This is a genomic window from Rhodovulum sp. PH10, assembly GCF_000293785.1.
In the GTDB taxonomy this organism is placed as follows: domain Bacteria; phylum Pseudomonadota; class Alphaproteobacteria; order Rhizobiales; family Xanthobacteraceae; genus Rhodoplanes.
This window is the reverse complement of sequence record NZ_AKZI01000012.1, coordinates 1-15,792: the sequence shown is the minus strand read 5'-3', so window position 1 is coordinate 15,792 and position 15,792 is coordinate 1. Positions and strand designations below refer to the sequence as shown.

Sequence of the window (15,792 nt, the reverse complement as noted above, 5' to 3'; positions counted from 1 at the left end):
TGATGAAGAGACCGTCTGGAGATCGTGCCATGGCCGAAGACGCCCCGCGCTCGCGCCTCGGGCGCGGCCTTGCCGCGCTGATCGGCGACGTCGATCCGGGAGCCGCGGGGTCGGGGTCGGCGGCGTCCGCCGAGCGCGTGCGCGGCACGCGAAAGGTGCCGATCGAGTTTCTGCGCCCCAATCCGCGCAACCCGCGCCGCACGTTTGCCGAGGCCGAGCTCGACGAGCTCGCCGCCTCGATCGCCGCGCGCGGGCTGATCCAGCCGATCGCCGTGCGGCCGGTCAAGGGCGCGAGCGAGTCTTACGAGATCATCGCCGGCGAGCGGCGCTGGCGCGCCTCGCAGCGCGCCGGGCTGCACGACGTGCCGGTGGTGGTGCTCGACGTCACCGACAGCCAGGCGCTCGAGCTCGCGATCATCGAGAACGTGCAGCGCGCCGACCTCGACCCGCTCGAGGAGGCGATGGGCTATCAGGCGCTGCTCGACAGCTTCTCCTACGCGCAGGAGGACGTCGCCAAGACGGTCGGCAAGAGCCGCAGTCACGTCGCCAACACGCTGCGCCTGCTGAAGCTGCCCGAGGGCGTGAAGACGCTTCTGAGCGCCGGAAAGCTCACCGCAGGGCACGCCCGCATGCTGGTCGGCGAGCCGGATGCCGAAAAGCTCGCGAACGAGATCGTCGCCCGCGGCCTCAATGTGCGGCAGGTCGAGGATTTGGTGCGCAAGGACGGCGACGGCCCGCGGCCCGGGCCGAAGCCGAAGGCGCCGCCGAAGCCGAAGGACGCCAATACCCGCGCGCTCGAGAAGCGGCTGTCCGACACGCTCGGCCTGCGCGTCACCATCGATCACGAGGGCGAGGCGGGCACCATGCACATCCGCTACGCGGATCTCGACCAGCTCGACGAGGTGTTGCGGCGGCTCGAGGCGGTGTGAGCCTTTATTCCTCGGGTGCGTCGGGGCGCCAGTGGGCCGTCGGGGGCAGGCGGGGCAGCCGCGCCCATATGATCGCTTGACCGCATATGCGCATTGGCGCATAGCGGTCGCATGGCCGACCCGATCCGAATCCTCGCCGCGCTCGCCGAGCCGACCCGCCTCGCCGCCGTCCGCCTCCTGTGGGACGGGCGGGAGCACTGCGTGTGCGAGCTGATGCGCACCATCGGCGCCACCCAGTCGCGCATGTCGCGCCACATGGCGGTGCTGGAGGCGGCCGGCCTCGTCATCGGCCGGCGCGATGCCCAATGGGTGCGCTATCGCCGCCGCCCCGATCTGCCGGCGGAGGTCGCCGCGTTGGTCGATGCCGCCGTGGCGCTGTCCGATACCGAGGCGCGGAGCGCCGCCGCATGACCCTCGCTTCGCCACACCCGGACCGGGCGCTCGCGAGGAAGCTCGCCGCGACCGCGGGTGTGCTGGCCGCGTGGGTCGCCCTCTACGCCGCGCTTCCCGCCCTGTCGGAGACGCTGGCGGCATCCCTCCCGCTCGATCCGAAAAGCGGCCTCGGCCGGGCGGTTGCCTTCTTCCTCTACGACACCCCGAAGGTGCTTCTGCTGCTGACGCTCGTCGTGTTCGCGATGGGCGTGGTGCGCAGCTTCTTCTCGCCCGAGCGCACCCGTGCGCTGCTCGCCGGCCGCCGTCTCGGCACCGGCAACGTCGCTGCCGCAGCACTCGGCGTGCTGACGCCGTTCTGCTCCTGCTCGGCGGTGCCGCTGTTCATCGGCTTCGTCGGCGCCGGGGTGCCGCTCGGCGTCACCTTCTCGTTCCTGATCGCCGCACCCATGGTCAACGAGGTGGCGCTCGGCCTGTTGTGGGCGCTGGTCGGCTGGAAGGTGGCGCTGACCTATCTCGGCTTCGGCCTCGGCGTCGCGATCGTCGCCGGGCTGGTGATCGGGCGGCTGAACCTCGAAGCCTGGCTCGAGCGTTGGGTGCGCGAGCTGCGCACCGCCCCGGTCGGCGTCGCGGCGGCGTCGCCAGGTCTCGCCGACCGGATCGACGCCGGCACCGAGGCGGTGCGGGAGATCGTCGGGCGGGTGTGGATTTGGGTGGTCGCCGGCATCGCGCTCGGCGCCGGCATTCACGGCTTTGCGCCGGCCGACCTGCTCGCCGCGGCGATGGGGCGCGACGCCTGGTGGTCGGTGCCGGCCGCGGTGGTGATCGGCATTCCGATGTACGCCAACGCCGCCGGCATCGTGCCGGTGGTCGAGGCCTTGCTCGGCAAGGGCGCCGCGCTCGGCACCGCGCTCGCCTTCATGATGAGCGTCACCGCGCTGTCGCTGCCGGAGCTCGTGATCTTGCGCAAGGTGCTCACGCTGCGGCTGATCGCGGTGTTCGTCGGGGTGGTCGGCCTCGGCATCCTCGCCGTCGGCTTCTTGTTCAACGCGTTGTTCGGTCCATGACGGCAGAACGTGGGGACGGGACGAGGAAGGTCGTCAGATGAAGGTCGTAAAAGTGCTGGGGCCCGGCTGCAAGCGTTGCACCGCGACCGCCGAGATGGTGCAGAAGGAGGCCGAGGCGCTGGGTGTCGCGGTGACGATCGAGAAGGTCACCGACTACGCCGCGATCGCCGGCTACGGCATCGCCGCGACGCCGGGCGTGGTGATCGACGGCACGGTGGTGCATGCCGGCGGACTGCCGAAGCCCGACGACGTGCGGCGCTGGCTGTCGGCCTGACGCCGCAAGCCCGACCGGGCCGACCTGGCCGGGTGGGGCTTGCGCCGAGGTATCGTTTCCATTATTCTAGAACTATGGAAACGTTACAGGCGATCGACGCCCTCGCGGCACTGTCCCAGGCGACGCGGCTCGAGGTGTTTCGCCTGCTCGTTAGGCACGCGCCGCACGGGCTGCCGGCCGGAACGGTGGCGGAGGCGCTCGGCGTGCCGGCCAACACGCTGTCGGCCCACCTGTCGGTGCTCGGCCGCGCGGGCTTGGTCGAATCGCAGCGGCACGGCCGCTCGATCGTCTATCGCGCAAACCTCGATCGGCTGCGCGAGGTGGTGCTGTTTCTGCTGAAGGATTGCTGCGGCGGTCGCCAAGAACTGTGCGCCCCGCTGATCGCCGATCTCGTCCCGTGCTGTCCCGCCGAGGAGCCCGCCGATGGCCGACCCCTGTAACGTGCTGTTTCTCTGCACCGGCAATTCCGCCCGCTCGATCATCGCCGAGAGCATCTTGCGCCAGGACGGCGCCGGGCGCTTCCGTACTTTCTCCGCCGGCTCGCGGCCGGCCGGCCGGGTGAACCCGCTCGCTTTGAAGGTGCTCGCCGACTGCGGCTACCCGACCGAGGGCTTGCGCTCCAAGAGCTGGAGCGAGTTCGCCGGCGACGACGCGCCGAAAATGCACTTCGTCTTCACGGTGTGCGACGATGCCGCCGGCGAGCCCTGCCCGGTGTGGCCCGGCCAGCCGATCACCGCGCATTGGGGGATCGAGGATCCGGCCGCCGTCACGGGCTCGGAGATGGAGAGGATCCGCGCCTTCGTCACCGCCTTCAAATATCTGCAGCGGCGGATCGCTCTCTTCACGGCATTGCCGATCGGCTCGCTCGACGCGCTGGCGCTCGGCGGAAAGCTGCGCGAGATCGGCCGCATCGAGGGCGCCACCACGCCACGCCCGCGGGTCGCGTGAGGCCGGTCGGAGACGTCGGCATGAGCAGGTTCGAGCGGTATCTCTCCGTGTGGGTCGCGCTGTGCATCGTCGCCGGCATCGCGCTCGGCCAGACGATGCCCGGCGTCTTCCACGTCCTCGGCGGCATGGAGATCGCGCGGGTGAACCTGCCGGTCGCCGTGCTGATCTGGCTGATGATCGTGCCGATGCTGATGAAGATCGATTTTTCCGCGCTCGGCCGGGTGAAGGAGCACTGGCGCGGCATCGGCGTCACGCTGTTCGTCAACTGGGCGGTCAAGCCGTTCTCGATGGCGCTGCTCGGCTGGCTGTTCATCGGCTGGCTGTTTCGTCCGCTGCTGCCGGCGGATCAGATCGACGGCTACATCGCCGGCCTGATCCTGCTCGCCGCCGCGCCCTGCACCGCCATGGTGTTCGTGTGGAGCAACCTGTCCGACGGCGAGCCGCACTTCACCCTGAGCCAGGTCGCGCTCAACGACGTGATCATGGTCTTTGCCTTCGCGCCGCTCGTAGGCCTGCTGCTCGGGCTGTCGTCGATCACCGTGCCGTGGGGCACGCTGGTTCTGTCGGTGGTCTTGTACATCGTGGTGCCGGTGATCGTCGCCCAGATGATTCGGCGGCGGGTTCTCGCGACGGGGGGTGGTGAGACCGGCAAGCCGGCCGGCGGGCCGGCCGACGAGTCGGCCGACGAGTCGGCGGCGCTGGCACGGCTGCTCGGCCGGCTTCAGCCCTTGTCGCTCGTCGCGCTGCTCGCGACCCTCGTGCTCCTGTTCGGCTTCCAGGGCGAGCAGATCATCGCTCAGCCTCTCGTCATTGCGCTATTGGCCGTGCCGATCCTGGTGCAGGTCTACTTCAACGCGGGGCTCGCTTATCTCCTCAACCGCGCCGCGGGAGAAGCCCACTGCGTCGCCTCACCCTCGGCCCTGATCGGCGCCTCGAACTTTTTCGAGCTGGCGGTCGCCGCCGCGATCGGCCTGTTCGGCTTCACCTCCGGCGCAGCCCTCGCGACCGTGGTCGGCGTGCTGATCGAGGTGCCGGTGATGCTGTCGGTGGTGAAGATCGTCGGCGCGACGAAGGGTTGGTACGAGCGGCCCCGCATTGCCTCGCGCCCGGTCTCCGCCCGGCGCTCCTGACGGCCGCAGCCGCCTCCGCCACGCGTCGTGCCCGTCCCGTGCGTGACCGACGGCCGGACAGGTCATACGGATGCGCGTGGCAAGGATCGGGAGGAAAGCGCTGGTGCTGCCGGTCAGGATTGAACTGACGACCTCTCCCTTACCAAGGGAGTGCTCTACCACTGAGCTACGGCAGCGACCGCCGCGGCGCGACACCGAGCGGTGCGGCGCGGAACGCGGGTTCCTTGCCACAAGGCGCGGCACGGCGCAAGCCGAGATGCGGCGGTCCCCAATCGGCGCGCGGTCTCGGTGACCGTGCTCCCGTGGTGGCGGTGCGCTGCAGGCAAGGTCGATCCGCCTTCCCGTGGCGGCGGAAGGCCGCCGCGGGCGTCTTCCACGCGGCTTCGGGTTCCACGCGTCTTCCTTCGGGGCGGCGACGCGGAAGGCCGCCGCAGGCCGGATCGGCGTGCGACGACCATGATTCGCGGCCCGGCGCGGCAGGGATGCCCGCGGCCCCGGTCTCGGCCGTGGCCGCAGAGCATGCCGCCGCCCTGATTCCCGCCGGCCGGCGTCCGCTCAGGGGCCGCCGCTGCCGCCGGTGGCGCCGAAGATTTGGCCGGTCGAGTAGCTCGACGTCTCCGCCGCCAGCGCGACATAGAGCGGCGCGAGCTCGACCGGCTGGCCCGGCCGGCCGAGCGGGGTGGAGGCGCCGAACCGGGGGATCTCCTCCGGCGGCTGGCCGCCCGAAGGCTGCAGCGGGGTCCAGATCGGGCCGGGCGCCACGCCGTTGACGCGGATGCCGCGCTCGGCGAGCTGCTTGGCGAGCGCCTTGGTGAACACCATGATGCCGCCCTTGGTGGTGGCGTAGTCGAGCAGATCCTTCGGCGGATCGTAGGCCACCACCGAGGTGGTGTTGATGATCGCCGCCCCGGCCGGCAAATGCTCGAGCGCCGCCTTGGTGATCCAGAACATCGCGTAGAGATTGGTCTTCAGCGTCCAGTCGAACGCGTCCGACGAGATCTCGGTGATCGACGGCGCGGCGTGCTGGCGGGCGGCGTTGTTGACCAGGATGTCGAGCCCGCCGAGACCGCTCACCGCGTCCGACACGAGCTGCCTGCAGAACGCTTCGTCGCGGATGTCGCCCGGCAGCGGCACCGCCTTGCGGCCGGCGTCGCGGATCAGCTTCACCACGTCGTCGGCATCCGGCTGCTCGACCGGCAGATAGTTGAACGCGACGTCGGCGCCCTCGCGCGCATAGGCGATCGCCGCCGCCCGGCCGATGCCGGAATCGCCGCCGGTGATCAGCGCACGGCGGCCTCGGAGCCGGCCGGATCCGCGGTAGCTCTCCTCGCCGTGGTCGGGCTGCGGCTCCATCCGTTGCGCGAGCCCCGGCCAGTCCTGCTCCTGGCGTGGAAACGGCGGGCGCGGATAGGCGTCCTGCGGGGCGAGCAGCCCGGACGACCCGGCATGCGCGCCGCCGGCGCCCCCGTTCGACGCCGAGCCGGCAGTGCCCGACCCGGCAGTGCCCGACCCGCCGGCTCCCGTCGAGCCCGACGATCCCGAATTCTGCGCCCCCGAATTCTGCGCCGAGGCGGGGCCGTCGAGGGCGGCAAGCAGGCCGGTGGCGATGCCGCCACCGACCACCACCCGACGCGAGGCGTCTCGACGCGAGGCGTCCCGACCCGAGGCGTCGCTCGTGTCCGCTGTCATTCCGTCTCTCCGTCTTCCGATTGACCGTTTCCGGCGCGTCATACTGTTTCCGAATGATCAACTCGGACCATCGGCCGCGGCACGGCCTCCACCTCTCCCTGCCGGGGAGAGGTCGGACCGCGAAGCGGTCCGGGTGAGGGGGACCTCGAGCAAATTACTGGCGCACACGCCCCTTGGCCCGGCGAGCTGCGCTCGCCGACCCTCTCCCCACGGGAGAGGGTGAGAACCCGAGCCGTTCAGCCGGAAACCGTATCACTCGGCCCCGCGGCCGACGCCCGGCCGATAGCCGCTCTGGGCGACGGGCTCGTCGACCTTGAACGCGGTCGCGAACGGCACGAGCTGCCACAGCGCCGACAGGCCGACGATCACGTAGATCACGCGGGCAAAATCGGCGCCGAAGATCGCGTCGACCAGATTGAACTCGAACAGGCCGACCAAGCCCCAGTTGATTCCGCCGACGATGATCAGGATCAAGGTGATCAGGTTGATGGCCTTCATGTCAGGATCTCCCGTTGAAACACAGTCGCGGGGAGAAAGGCCGACGGCGCGCGTTGTTCCTGTGCGTCGCCCGACACAGCGGCAACGATTTCGTGTGTCGTCACAACGACATGACGATAGTTTTCCCGAACGGGGAATGCAGTCCCGGTCCTCGATCGCGCGCGCCGACGCGCGCCGACGCGCGGCGGCCAGGGACGGCGAGGCACGGCGACGAGAGACGGCGGCGCCGCGTCAAGCCTTGCCGTTGCGGCTCTCGCCGTATTGCAGAACCTGCACCTTCTCGATCGTCACCAGCCCGGACGGCATCATCGCGTCGAGGGTCGGCAGGAAGGCGTCGATCTTCTCGGGCGTGTCGATCAGCTCGATCACCATCGGCAAGTCGGCCGAGAGGCGGAGAATCTTCGTCGTGTGCAGCGTCGAGGAGTGGCCGTAACCGATCGGCCCGCGCAGCACGGTGGCGCCGGCGAGCCCCGCTTCGCGCGCCTTCAGCACGATCGCCTCGTAGAGCGGGCGCTTCTCGAACTTGTCGTCCTCGCCGATGAAGACGCGGAGCAGAACGGCATCGCGGGGAAGCTTCATGGTGTCGTCCCCTGACGTCATGGGTCAAATCCACCGCATCGTGTTGATGGTCGCGGCCAGCGCCGCGCCCGCCCACACCGCGATCAGGCACAGTAGCACCGAACCGACCACGTTGCCGCCGGCCGACAGCCACTGGCCGTCGCGCATCAGGTCGAGCGTCTGCAGGCTGAACGAGGAGAAGGTGGTGAAGCCGCCGCACACGCCGACCATCACGAACTGGCGCGCCGGGGTGCCGACCAGGAGCCGGCCGTCGGGGCCGGTGAGGGTCGCGACGAAGCCGATCACGAACGAGCCGACCACGTTGACCGTGAAGGTACCCCAGGGAAACGTCTCGCCGATCAGGCGGGCGACCAGCCCCGAGCAGAAGAAGCGGCCCATGCCGCCGAGCGCGCTGCCGACCGCGATCCAGAGATAAGCCATCGTTCCATCCCGAACGAACACGACAACAAAAAACCGCCCGCGGGCGGTTCGGGACGGATTCCCGCCGCTCGGCGCGGCAGGAGTCGTCAGCCTCGGAACCGGACGACCGGGCGAGGCGGTTGTCGGGGGACTCCATCCCCATCGGGCGAAAACCTAGCGGCAGCATGCCGCACCGGTCAATCCCGTCGGAGCGCGCCGCCTCCATGCAGCGGTGGTGGGAGGTGGTGAGTCGACACCGCCCCGCGGGTCGACAAGAGCGGGGGCGGGGGCCTATCGTCCCCCTCGCGATGCCGACACGCCGACCCGGAGGCTTTTCGATGAACGAAACCCGCACCCGCGTCGTCACCGTCGGCGAGGTGATGATCGAGCTCGCCCGCGGCGCCGACGGCCGGTTCGGCCTGTCCTGCGGCGGAGATGCCTTCAACACCGCGATCTATCTCGCCCGCGCCGGCGTGCCGGTCGCGCACGCGACTGCGCTCGGCGACGATCTCTATTCCGACCGCATTTTCGCGCTCGCCGCCGCCGAAAGCGTCGCCGGCGACCTGATGCTGCGCCGGCCCGGCCGGCTGCCGGGCGTCTACATCGCCGACACCGGGCCGGACGGCGCGCAGATCGTCCATGCCTGGCGCGAGGGGGCGCCGGCCCGCGAGCTGTTCGACGCCGCCGACTGGGCGACGATCGCCGAAGGCTTGATGGGCGCCCGGCTGATCTATTTCTCCGGCATCACCTTGTCGCTCTACTCCAACACCGGGCTCGGCCGCTTCCTGGCGGTGGTCGAGCTCGCCCGCAAGAACGGCACCCGCGTGGTGTTCGACGGCAATTTTCGCGCCCGCGGGTGGAACGGTGATCTGGGGCGGACGCGTGCCGTCTACATGGAGGCCCTGAAGCGGGTCGACCTCGCGCTGCCGACCTTCGAGGACGAGGCGCTGCTGTGGGGCGATCCGAGCCCGGAGACCACCATCGCGCGGCTGCAGGCGTTCGGGATCGGCGAGATCGTCGTCAAGAACGGCTCGAAGGGGGCGCTGCTCGCCACCGCCGAGCGCAAGGAGCACGTGCCGGTGCCGGAGATCGTGGTGCCGGTCGACCGCACCGCCGCCGGCGACGGCTTCAATGCCGGCTATCTCGCCGCCCGCCTCGCCGGCCGGCCGCCGCTGGAGGCCGCAGGCCTCGCCCACCGGCTGGCGGCGGACGTGATCCGCCACCGCGGGGCGATCGTCCCGCGCACGGAAACCGTGATGCATTGAGGGGACCGGCAAAACGACGGTGGCCGCAGCCGCCGTCGTCGCCGGTCACGCTTCGTCACGCCTTGGGGTGACGCGCCAGGAAGTCGCCCATCCGGCCGAGGGCGGTCTCGATCTCCTCGGTCGAGGCCGCATAGGAGAGCCGCACATAGCCTTCGCCGCAGACGCCGAAATCGGGGCCGCCGATCAGCGCGACGCCGGTCTCCTCGAGCAGTGCCGCGGCGAGCGGCTTCGCCTTCCAGCCGGTGCGCGAGACGTTGGGGAAGGCGTAGAACGCGCCCTTGGGCGTGGCGCAGGAGACGCCGGGGAGTTTGTTCAGCCCGTCGACCACGATCTTCCGGCGGCGGTCGAACTCCTCGACCATGGCCACCGTCGCGTCCTGCGGCCCGGTCAGCGCGGCGATGCCGGCATACTGGGTCGCCGCGTTGACGCAGGAATAGAGGTTCACCGCGAGCTTGCGGGCGTTGTCGTAGAGCTTGCCGGGCCACACCGCGTAGCCGAGCCGCCAGCCGGTCATCGCATAGGTCTTCGACCAGCCGTTGAGCAGAATCAGCCGGTCGCGGATCTCCGGATAGGTCAGCAGGCAGACATGGGTCTCGCCATCATAGAGCATGTGATCGTAAATCTCGTCCGACATCACCGCGACGTTCGGCCACTTGGCGAGGCCGGCGACCAGCTTGTCGACCTCCGCCTTGGGGGTGACGCCGCCGGTCGGGTTGGCCGGCGAGTTGACGATCAGGAGGCGGGTCTGCGGGGTGATCAGGCCGAGCGTCTCCTCGGCGGAGAAGGCGAAGCCGTTCTCCTCGCGGATCGGCACCGGCACCGGCCGGGCGCCGGTGAACTCGATCATCGAGCGATAGATCGGAAAGCCGGGGTCGGGATAGAGGATGTCGACGCCGGGCTGGCCGAACATCAGGATGGACATGAACATGGTCGGCTTGCCGCCGGGCATGATCATCACCTCCTCGGGCGACACCGAGACGCCGAAGCGGGCGTGGAGATCGGCGGTCACCGCCTCGCGCAGCGGCAGGATGCCGACCGCCGGGGTGTAGCCGTGGTGGCCGTCGCGCAGCGCCTTCACTGCGGCCTCGACGATGTGCGCCGGGGTTTTGAAGTCGGGCTGGCCGATGCCGAGATTGACGACGTCGCGGCCGGTGGCGGCGAGGGCGGTGGCGCGGGCGAGCACCGCGAAGGCATTCTCCTCGCCGATGCGGTCGAAACTCGCGACGGTATCGAGCATTCTCGTCTCCTGATGGCTGCCGGCGGCCGATTCGGCCGGCGGGTCGGCACGACTTCGAGGGAGACGATAGTGGAAAGCCGTTTCGAGGCGGATCACCGAGGCCATGCGGTGGGCGCAGGCCAGCCCGGCCGTGTACCTCTCGCGTTCCGCAATGCGGGGGTGCGGACATGAACCCGCTGGTCGAGATCGCCATCCTGCTCGCGCTCTTCCTTCTCAACGGCTTCTTCGCGATGGCCGAGCTCGCGGTGGTGTCGTCGCGCCGCATCCGGCTGCAGCAGATGGCGGAGGAGGGATTGCCGGGCGCCGCGCAGGCGCTTCGGCTGGCCGACGATCCGGGCGGCTTCCTGTCCGCGGTGCAGGTCGGCATCACCCTGATCGGGATCCTGTCGGGCGCGTTCGGCGGCGCGACGCTCGGGCCGCGGCTCGCGCCGCTGCTGGAGGCGGTGCCGGGGCTCGCGCTCTATGCCGACCAGATCGCGGTCGGCCTGGTGGTGGTGATCGTCACCGGCCTGTCGGTGGTGCTCGGCGAGCTGGTGCCCAAGCAGATCGCGCTGTCCGCACCGGAGACGATCGCCCGCCGGATCACCGGGCCGCTGCGGCTCGTTCAGACCGTGTTCGGCCCGTTCGTGTTCCTGCTCGAGCGGTCCTCGACGCTTCTCCTGAAGCTCCTCGGCATTCGCGAGCGCAACCGCAACGGCGTCACCGAGGAGGAGGTTCTCTACACCGTCAAGGAGGGCACCGAGGCCGGGGCGATCGCCGAGGTCGAGCGGCAGATGATCGGCGGCGTGCTGGCGCTCGCCGACCGCCCGGTCGCCGCCATCATGACGCCGCGGCCCGACGTCTCCTGGATCGATCTCGACGACGAGCCCGACGAGGTCGCCCGCGACGTCGCCGACTCGCCGTTCTCCCGCATCGTGGTGGCCCGCGACGGCGACCTCGGCCGGCCGCTCGGCGTCGTCCAGAAGAAGGACTTGCTCGGCGACCTGATGGCCGGGCGCGGCCTCGCGGTGGAGCCGCATCTGCGCGAGCCGCTCTACGTGCCGGAGAGCATCACCGTGCTGCGGATGCTGGAGATGTTCCGCACCGCGCCGCTGCATCTCGCGTTCGTGGTCGACGAGTACGGCGACTTTCTCGGCCTCGTCACCCTGCACGACGTGCTGCGGGCGATCGCGGGCGACATCCCGGAGGAGCACGACCCCAACCCGGACGACATCGTCGCGCGGCCGGACGGCTCGTTCCTGGTCGACGGCCGGGTGGCGATCGACGAGCTCGCCGACCGGCTCGACCTGCCCTCGCGCCCCGAGGGCGAGTTCCACACCGCGGCCGGGCTCGCGCTCGAGACGCTCGCCCGCATCCCGACCGAAGGCGACACCTTCGACATCGAGGGCTGGCGGGTGGAGGTGGTCGACATGGACAACCGGCGGGTCGACAAGCTCTTGTTCACGCCGGCGGCGAAGGCCGGGTGAGGCGGGCGGTTCAGCCGGTGCCGGCGAGCGACCGGCTGATGCGGGTGACGATGCCGTCCCAGGCGCGTTTCTCCGCGGCCGGATAGGCGAGATAGACGCAGTGCATCCGGCCCGCGGCGCGGCGGGGAAAATTGCACCGGCTGTAATAGATGTCGCTGCCGGCAAAGCCGGAGACCGCGAAGAACCGGCCGGTGACCCGGCGATAGACCAGCTCGTCCCGCGGCACCCGCAACGTGCGGCGCAGGAAGCCGGCGGGCGTCACCCCGCGGGCATTCTCCTCGGTGTAGATCATCATCCGGGCGCGGCCGTCGGCCGAGCGCAGCTCGATGCCGTCGCCGCGCCGGGCCGGACCCGCCCTCACCGGAAAGATCGCCGCCGGCAGATCGACCCGCGTGCCGCCGTCGCCGGAAAAGCGCACCCAGCCGGGATCGTCGAGCGACGCACGAGCGGCGATGCCGCCCGGAATTTGTCCGCCCGGCATTCGTGCGCCCGAAGTCTGCTCGCGCGCCGTCTGTGCCGTGGCCGGCAGAGGCCCGGCGAGCCCGGCCGCCGCGGCGAGAGCCACCACCGACGCCGCGAGCCCCGCGATGGTCGTTCCGGTGATGTCCGTTCCGGCTCGCATGGCTCGCCTCCCGTTGCTCTCCGGCGCCGCCACCGGCGGTCGTCGAAAAGCAACGCGAGGCGCGTGTGACCGTTCCTGTGTGGCCGTTCCTGCGCGAACGAACGGACCGGCGAGCGCGCCGGCCCGAGCACCGCCACCCTTTCACAGCCACCCTTTCACCGCCACGCGCTCACCGCCACGCGCTCACCGCCACGCGCTCACCGCCGCGGCGGTCGGCGCATCCGTTGGCGGCGCGGCGTCAGCGGCACTCGGCCGCGGCCTTGTCGAGCGCCTGAGAGACGCCCATCAGCGAGTACTGGTCGGTGGTGGTGGTGCCGCGGCTCGACACGCCCTTCACGGTCGCATCGGCGCCGCGCCGCATCGCCTCGACCAGCCGCGACTCCTCGGCGACGTTCTTGGTCCAGCCGCCGTCGCCCTGGGTGTAGAGGTCGAAGGTCGAGCCGCCGATGGTGATGGTCGCGTCGGCGTCCGGCTTCAGCCCGTAGCCGAAGATCACCGACACCTCGTCCTTGACGTTCTCCGCCGGCCGGGTCGACACGAACAGATAGGGCGGATCACGCGGCCGGTTGGGCGGATCGGTCTCCGCCTTGACCGGCTTCGACAGCGCGAAGCACACCTTCTTGCCGCCCGGAGTCGCCGTGTAGGCACCCCAGTTCTCGTACTGCCCGATCAGCTTGGGCTGGCTGTTGCCCGCCTGCGCCAGCCGCACCACGGGGGCCGCCGACGCCTCGATCGCGATCGTGCTCACCATGCCGAGCGCCAGCAGCGCCACCGGCAGGGCCGGCGTCAGCCGGCCGAGAGTCGTATCGACACCCGGCGTCAGCCGGCCGAGAGTCGTGTCGACAGCCGGCGTCAGCCGGCCGGAAAGGAACTCGGAGTGTCGTGTCTTCGGGTCTCGTGCGAAATCCATCCGGACTTGTTATCCCATTCTCCAACCGAAAATTTTCCCAGGGAATCGCAGCATGGTACCGCAACCCCGCCGGGGCGCCTAGACCGAACCGGCCGGGGACACCGGCGGGGCGCCGGCGAGCCGAATCGATGGTCGGCGCTTAGCGTGCCAATTCGTCGAGCGCGTGGCGAGCGGCCTCGCGATGCTCCGGAGAGACGTGGGAGAAGAACAATTTCAGCACGGTGGCGAGCACGGCGGCGTCGTCGGTGAAGCCGAGGCCGGCGACGAAGTCGGGAACCAGGTCGGTCGGCAGCACGAAATAGGCGAGCGCGCCGAGAATCGCGATCCGCACGTGGCGCGGCGTGTCGCGGTCGAACGCGCAGTAATAGGCGGCGAGCAGATCCTCGGCGAACGGCAGCCGGGCGGCGAAGCGCCGGATTTTCGGCCAGAACTCCGCCCGCACCGTCGCCTCGTCGCGCGCCGCGCGGGCAACGAGGTCGTCCGCCGGCGCAGCGCTGGCCGGTTCCGTCCCGGTGCCTGCCGATCCGCGTGCAAACTCCCAAGCCCTGATCATCGTTCGCCCCTCGGTTGCGTCCCGCTCGTTCCAGGAGAAAGAATATGCGCGGGCGGCCGCTTCGCAAGCCGCCCAGGGTCCGCCGCCCAGGGTTCGCCGCCCAGGGTCCGCCGCCGGGGCGAGCCGTCGGGCCGCACGGCGCGGCGCGCTATCGGCCGCCGGCGATCTTTTCCATCGCCGCCGCGAGCGTGACGTCGCGCTCGGTGACGCCGCCCGCCTCGTGGGTCGAGAGCGTCACCGCCACCGTCTTGTAGACGTTGGTCCATTCGGGATGGTGGTCGAGCTTTTCGGCGACCAGCGCCACCCGCGCCATGAAGCCGAACGCCGCGTTGAAGTCGGCGAAGCCGAAGGTTTTCGCGATGGCGTCGCGCGGCGCCTCGCCGCGCTTGGAAAGATCCTCCCAGCCGGGCAGGGCGGCGAGCGCCACCTTGCGGCGCTCCGGGGTCAGGCGATCGATCATGCGGTCCTCCTCGCGAACGGTCGCGACACGGGGTCGCGTCTGGTGGGTGGATCGGGCCGATCCTATCTCCGGTTCGTGACTCTTGAGCGGAGCGCCCGACGGCTTCACGGAACTCGGCCGGAATCCGCACCTCTCGAAGGAAACGCTCGGGGCTCGCATCGGGTCGCCGCGGAGGATTTTTCCCATGTCGTGGTCGGTCAATATCGGCACCATCGCGGGCACCGCGGTCCGCATTCATCTCACCTTCGTGCTCTTTCTCGCCTGGATTTTCGGCGCGAGCTGGGTGCAGGGCGGCCCGGCCGCGGCGTGGAACGGCCTCGCCTTCATGATCCTCCTGTTCGCCTGCGTGCTCGCCCACGAGTTCGGTCACATCGCCGTCGCCCGCCGCTTCGGCGTGCGCACGCCCGACGTCACGCTGTTGCCGATCGGCGGTGTCGCGCGGCTCGAGCGCATCCCGGAGAAGCCGGCGGAAGAATTTCTGGTCGCGATCGCCGGGCCGATGGTGAACGTGGTGATCGCCGCGGTGCTGATCGTGCTTTTGGGGGCGCACGGGGCGGCGAACGATCTGGTCGCGGTCGAGAGCACGCGGGTGTCGATGCTCGATCGGCTGGCCGCGGTGAACGTCTTTCTGGTGCTGTTCAACCTGATCCCGGCGTTTCCGATGGACGGCGGACGGGTGCTGCGCGCGCTCTTGGCGATCAGATTGGGTCACGTGCGGGCGACCGAGATCGCCGCGACGATCGGCCAGTTCACCGCCTTCGCGTTCGGCTTTCTCGGGCTGTTCGGCAACCCGATCCTGATCTTCATCGCGATCTTCGTCTATCTCGCCGCCTCCTCGGAGGCGCAGCTGGTCGCCATCCGGGCGATGTCGCGCGACGTGCCGGTGTCGGCGGCGATGATCACGTCCTATGCGACGCTCGCCCCCGACGAGCCGATCGAGGCGGCGATCGAGACGCTTCTGCGCACCAGCCAGCAGGAGTTTCCGGTGGTCGATCCGGCCGGGCGCCTGGTCGGCGTGCTCAGCCGCGCCGACATGATCAGGGCCTTGAAGAATGTCGGCCCGCAAGCGGTGGTCGCCGAGGTGATGACGACGGAGATCCCGATCATGAGCCATCGCGGCCGGCTCGAGCACGCGTTTCGCATGCTGCAGGAGAAGCAGAAGCCGGCGGTCGGCGTGGTCGACGCCTCGCACCGGCTGATCGGCCTCGTCACCTCGGAAACCGTCGGCGAGATGCTGATGGTGCGCGACGCCCTGCCGAAGAACACGCGCATCGGCCCCTGGGGCCGCGCGGCGGACGCCTAAGAGCCCGTTTGGGAACTCCGACGGGGCTGCGCCGGAGCCGCTTTCGCCGATCCGGCAGGAGCCGATCGAGGCG

19 protein-coding genes, 1 tRNA gene and 1 riboswitch are annotated in these 15,792 nt (G+C 70.3%); of the genes, 10 read left to right on the top strand and 10 right to left on the bottom strand.

What is annotated here, in order from left to right; genetic code table 11:
* The first annotated feature begins 29 nt into the window (after positions 1-29).
* From A33M_RS02945 to arsB, 7 genes are all read left to right on the top strand, one after another.
* Positions 30-929, top strand: coding sequence for a ParB/RepB/Spo0J family partition protein (locus A33M_RS02945; protein WP_008383297.1), 900 nt, complete (start codon positions 30-32; stop codon positions 927-929).
* 111 nt (positions 930-1,040) lie between these two features.
* Positions 1,041-1,340: an ArsR/SmtB family transcription factor gene (locus tag A33M_RS02940; protein WP_008383296.1), complete on the top strand. Its 300-nt coding sequence runs from the start codon at positions 1,041-1,043 to the stop codon at positions 1,338-1,340.
* The gene (locus tag A33M_RS02935; RefSeq protein WP_008383293.1) at positions 1,337-2,386 is read left to right on the top strand and encodes a permease; all 1,050 of its coding nucleotides are present in this window, start codon (positions 1,337-1,339) and stop codon (positions 2,384-2,386) included. The genes A33M_RS02940 and A33M_RS02935 overlap by 4 nt, the downstream gene beginning before the upstream one ends.
* A gap of 37 nt (positions 2,387-2,423) precedes the next feature.
* Complete coding sequence (locus A33M_RS02930; protein ID WP_008383292.1) at positions 2,424-2,660, top strand: thioredoxin family protein; 237 nt, start codon at positions 2,424-2,426, stop codon at positions 2,658-2,660.
* Between the two features lie 74 nt (positions 2,661-2,734).
* Positions 2,735-3,100 carry an ArsR/SmtB family transcription factor gene (locus A33M_RS02925; RefSeq protein WP_008383290.1) on the top strand — a complete coding sequence of 122 codons (366 nt, stop codon included), beginning with the start codon at positions 2,735-2,737 and terminating at the stop codon, positions 3,098-3,100.
* On the top strand, positions 3,084-3,608 hold the full coding sequence (locus A33M_RS02920; RefSeq protein ID WP_008383288.1) for an arsenate reductase ArsC: 525 nt from the start codon (positions 3,084-3,086) through the stop codon (positions 3,606-3,608). The genes A33M_RS02925 and A33M_RS02920 overlap by 17 nt, the downstream gene beginning before the upstream one ends.
* Positions 3,609-3,628: 20 nt before the next feature.
* Positions 3,629-4,738 (top strand): ACR3 family arsenite efflux transporter, encoded by a 1,110-nt coding sequence (arsB, locus tag A33M_RS02915; protein WP_008383286.1) that lies wholly within the window; start codon positions 3,629-3,631, stop codon positions 4,736-4,738.
* A 101-nt stretch (positions 4,739-4,839) separates the two neighbouring features.
* Here arsB and A33M_RS02910 read toward each other — a convergent pair.
* The 5 genes from A33M_RS02910 to crcB all read right to left on the bottom strand — a co-directional run bounded on the left by A33M_RS02910 (position 4,840) and on the right by crcB (position 7,924).
* Positions 4,840-4,914, bottom strand: a tRNA-Thr gene (locus A33M_RS02910).
* 379 nt (positions 4,915-5,293) lie between these two features.
* Positions 5,294-6,427, bottom strand: a complete 1,134-nt coding sequence (locus A33M_RS02905; protein WP_052026818.1) for an SDR family oxidoreductase — start codon at positions 6,425-6,427, stop codon at positions 5,294-5,296.
* A 252-nt stretch (positions 6,428-6,679) separates the two neighbouring features.
* On the bottom strand, positions 6,680-6,925 hold the full coding sequence (locus tag A33M_RS02900) for a DUF378 domain-containing protein (protein ID WP_008383281.1): 246 nt from the start codon (positions 6,923-6,925) through the stop codon (positions 6,680-6,682).
* Positions 6,926-7,156: 231 nt separating this feature from the next.
* Positions 7,157-7,525 carry a DUF190 domain-containing protein gene (locus tag A33M_RS02895; RefSeq protein WP_237718257.1) on the bottom strand — a complete coding sequence of 123 codons (369 nt, stop codon included), beginning with the start codon at positions 7,523-7,525 and terminating at the stop codon, positions 7,157-7,159.
* A gap of 3 nt (positions 7,526-7,528) precedes the next feature.
* A complete protein-coding gene (gene crcB, locus A33M_RS02890; RefSeq protein ID WP_008383276.1) occupies positions 7,529-7,924 on the bottom strand; it encodes a fluoride efflux transporter CrcB in 396 nt (131 codons plus the stop codon).
* Positions 7,925-7,994: 70 nt separating this feature from the next.
* Positions 7,995-8,073, bottom strand: a riboswitch (Fluoride riboswitch).
* A 168-nt stretch (positions 8,074-8,241) separates the two neighbouring features.
* On the opposite strand from crcB, the gene A33M_RS02885 reads away from it, so the two are divergent.
* Positions 8,242-9,168, top strand: a complete 927-nt coding sequence (locus A33M_RS02885; RefSeq protein ID WP_008383274.1) for a sugar kinase — start codon at positions 8,242-8,244, stop codon at positions 9,166-9,168.
* Between the two features lie 55 nt (positions 9,169-9,223).
* Here A33M_RS02885 and A33M_RS02880 read toward each other — a convergent pair whose 3' ends face one another.
* The gene (locus A33M_RS02880) at positions 9,224-10,405 is read right to left on the bottom strand and encodes a pyridoxal phosphate-dependent aminotransferase (protein ID WP_040619071.1); all 1,182 of its coding nucleotides are present in this window, start codon (positions 10,403-10,405) and stop codon (positions 9,224-9,226) included.
* A gap of 167 nt (positions 10,406-10,572) precedes the next feature.
* Between A33M_RS02880 and A33M_RS02875 the strand changes: the two genes are divergently transcribed.
* Positions 10,573-11,871, top strand: coding sequence for a hemolysin family protein (locus A33M_RS02875; protein ID WP_008383270.1), 1,299 nt, complete (start codon positions 10,573-10,575; stop codon positions 11,869-11,871).
* 10 nt (positions 11,872-11,881) lie between these two features.
* Here the strand turns inward: A33M_RS02875 and A33M_RS02870 are convergent, their stop codons facing one another.
* The 4 genes from A33M_RS02870 to A33M_RS02855 all read right to left on the bottom strand — a co-directional run bounded on the left by A33M_RS02870 (position 11,882) and on the right by A33M_RS02855 (position 14,416).
* Complete coding sequence (locus A33M_RS02870) at positions 11,882-12,493, bottom strand: hypothetical protein (RefSeq protein ID WP_008383269.1); 612 nt, start codon at positions 12,491-12,493, stop codon at positions 11,882-11,884.
* Between the two features lie 238 nt (positions 12,494-12,731).
* Positions 12,732-13,403, bottom strand: a complete 672-nt coding sequence (locus tag A33M_RS02865; RefSeq protein ID WP_008383267.1) for an invasion associated locus B family protein — start codon at positions 13,401-13,403, stop codon at positions 12,732-12,734.
* A gap of 139 nt (positions 13,404-13,542) precedes the next feature.
* Entirely contained in the window at positions 13,543-13,956 is a 414-nt protein-coding gene (locus tag A33M_RS02860) for a YkvA family protein (RefSeq protein WP_083850276.1), read from the bottom strand.
* A gap of 148 nt (positions 13,957-14,104) precedes the next feature.
* Complete coding sequence (locus A33M_RS02855) at positions 14,105-14,416, bottom strand: 4a-hydroxytetrahydrobiopterin dehydratase (protein WP_008383260.1); 312 nt, start codon at positions 14,414-14,416, stop codon at positions 14,105-14,107.
* A 184-nt stretch (positions 14,417-14,600) separates the two neighbouring features.
* Between A33M_RS02855 and A33M_RS02850 the strand changes: the two genes are divergently transcribed.
* Positions 14,601-15,719, top strand: a complete 1,119-nt coding sequence (locus A33M_RS02850) for a site-2 protease family protein (RefSeq protein WP_008383259.1) — start codon at positions 14,601-14,603, stop codon at positions 15,717-15,719.
* Positions 15,720-15,792 lie beyond the last annotated feature (73 nt).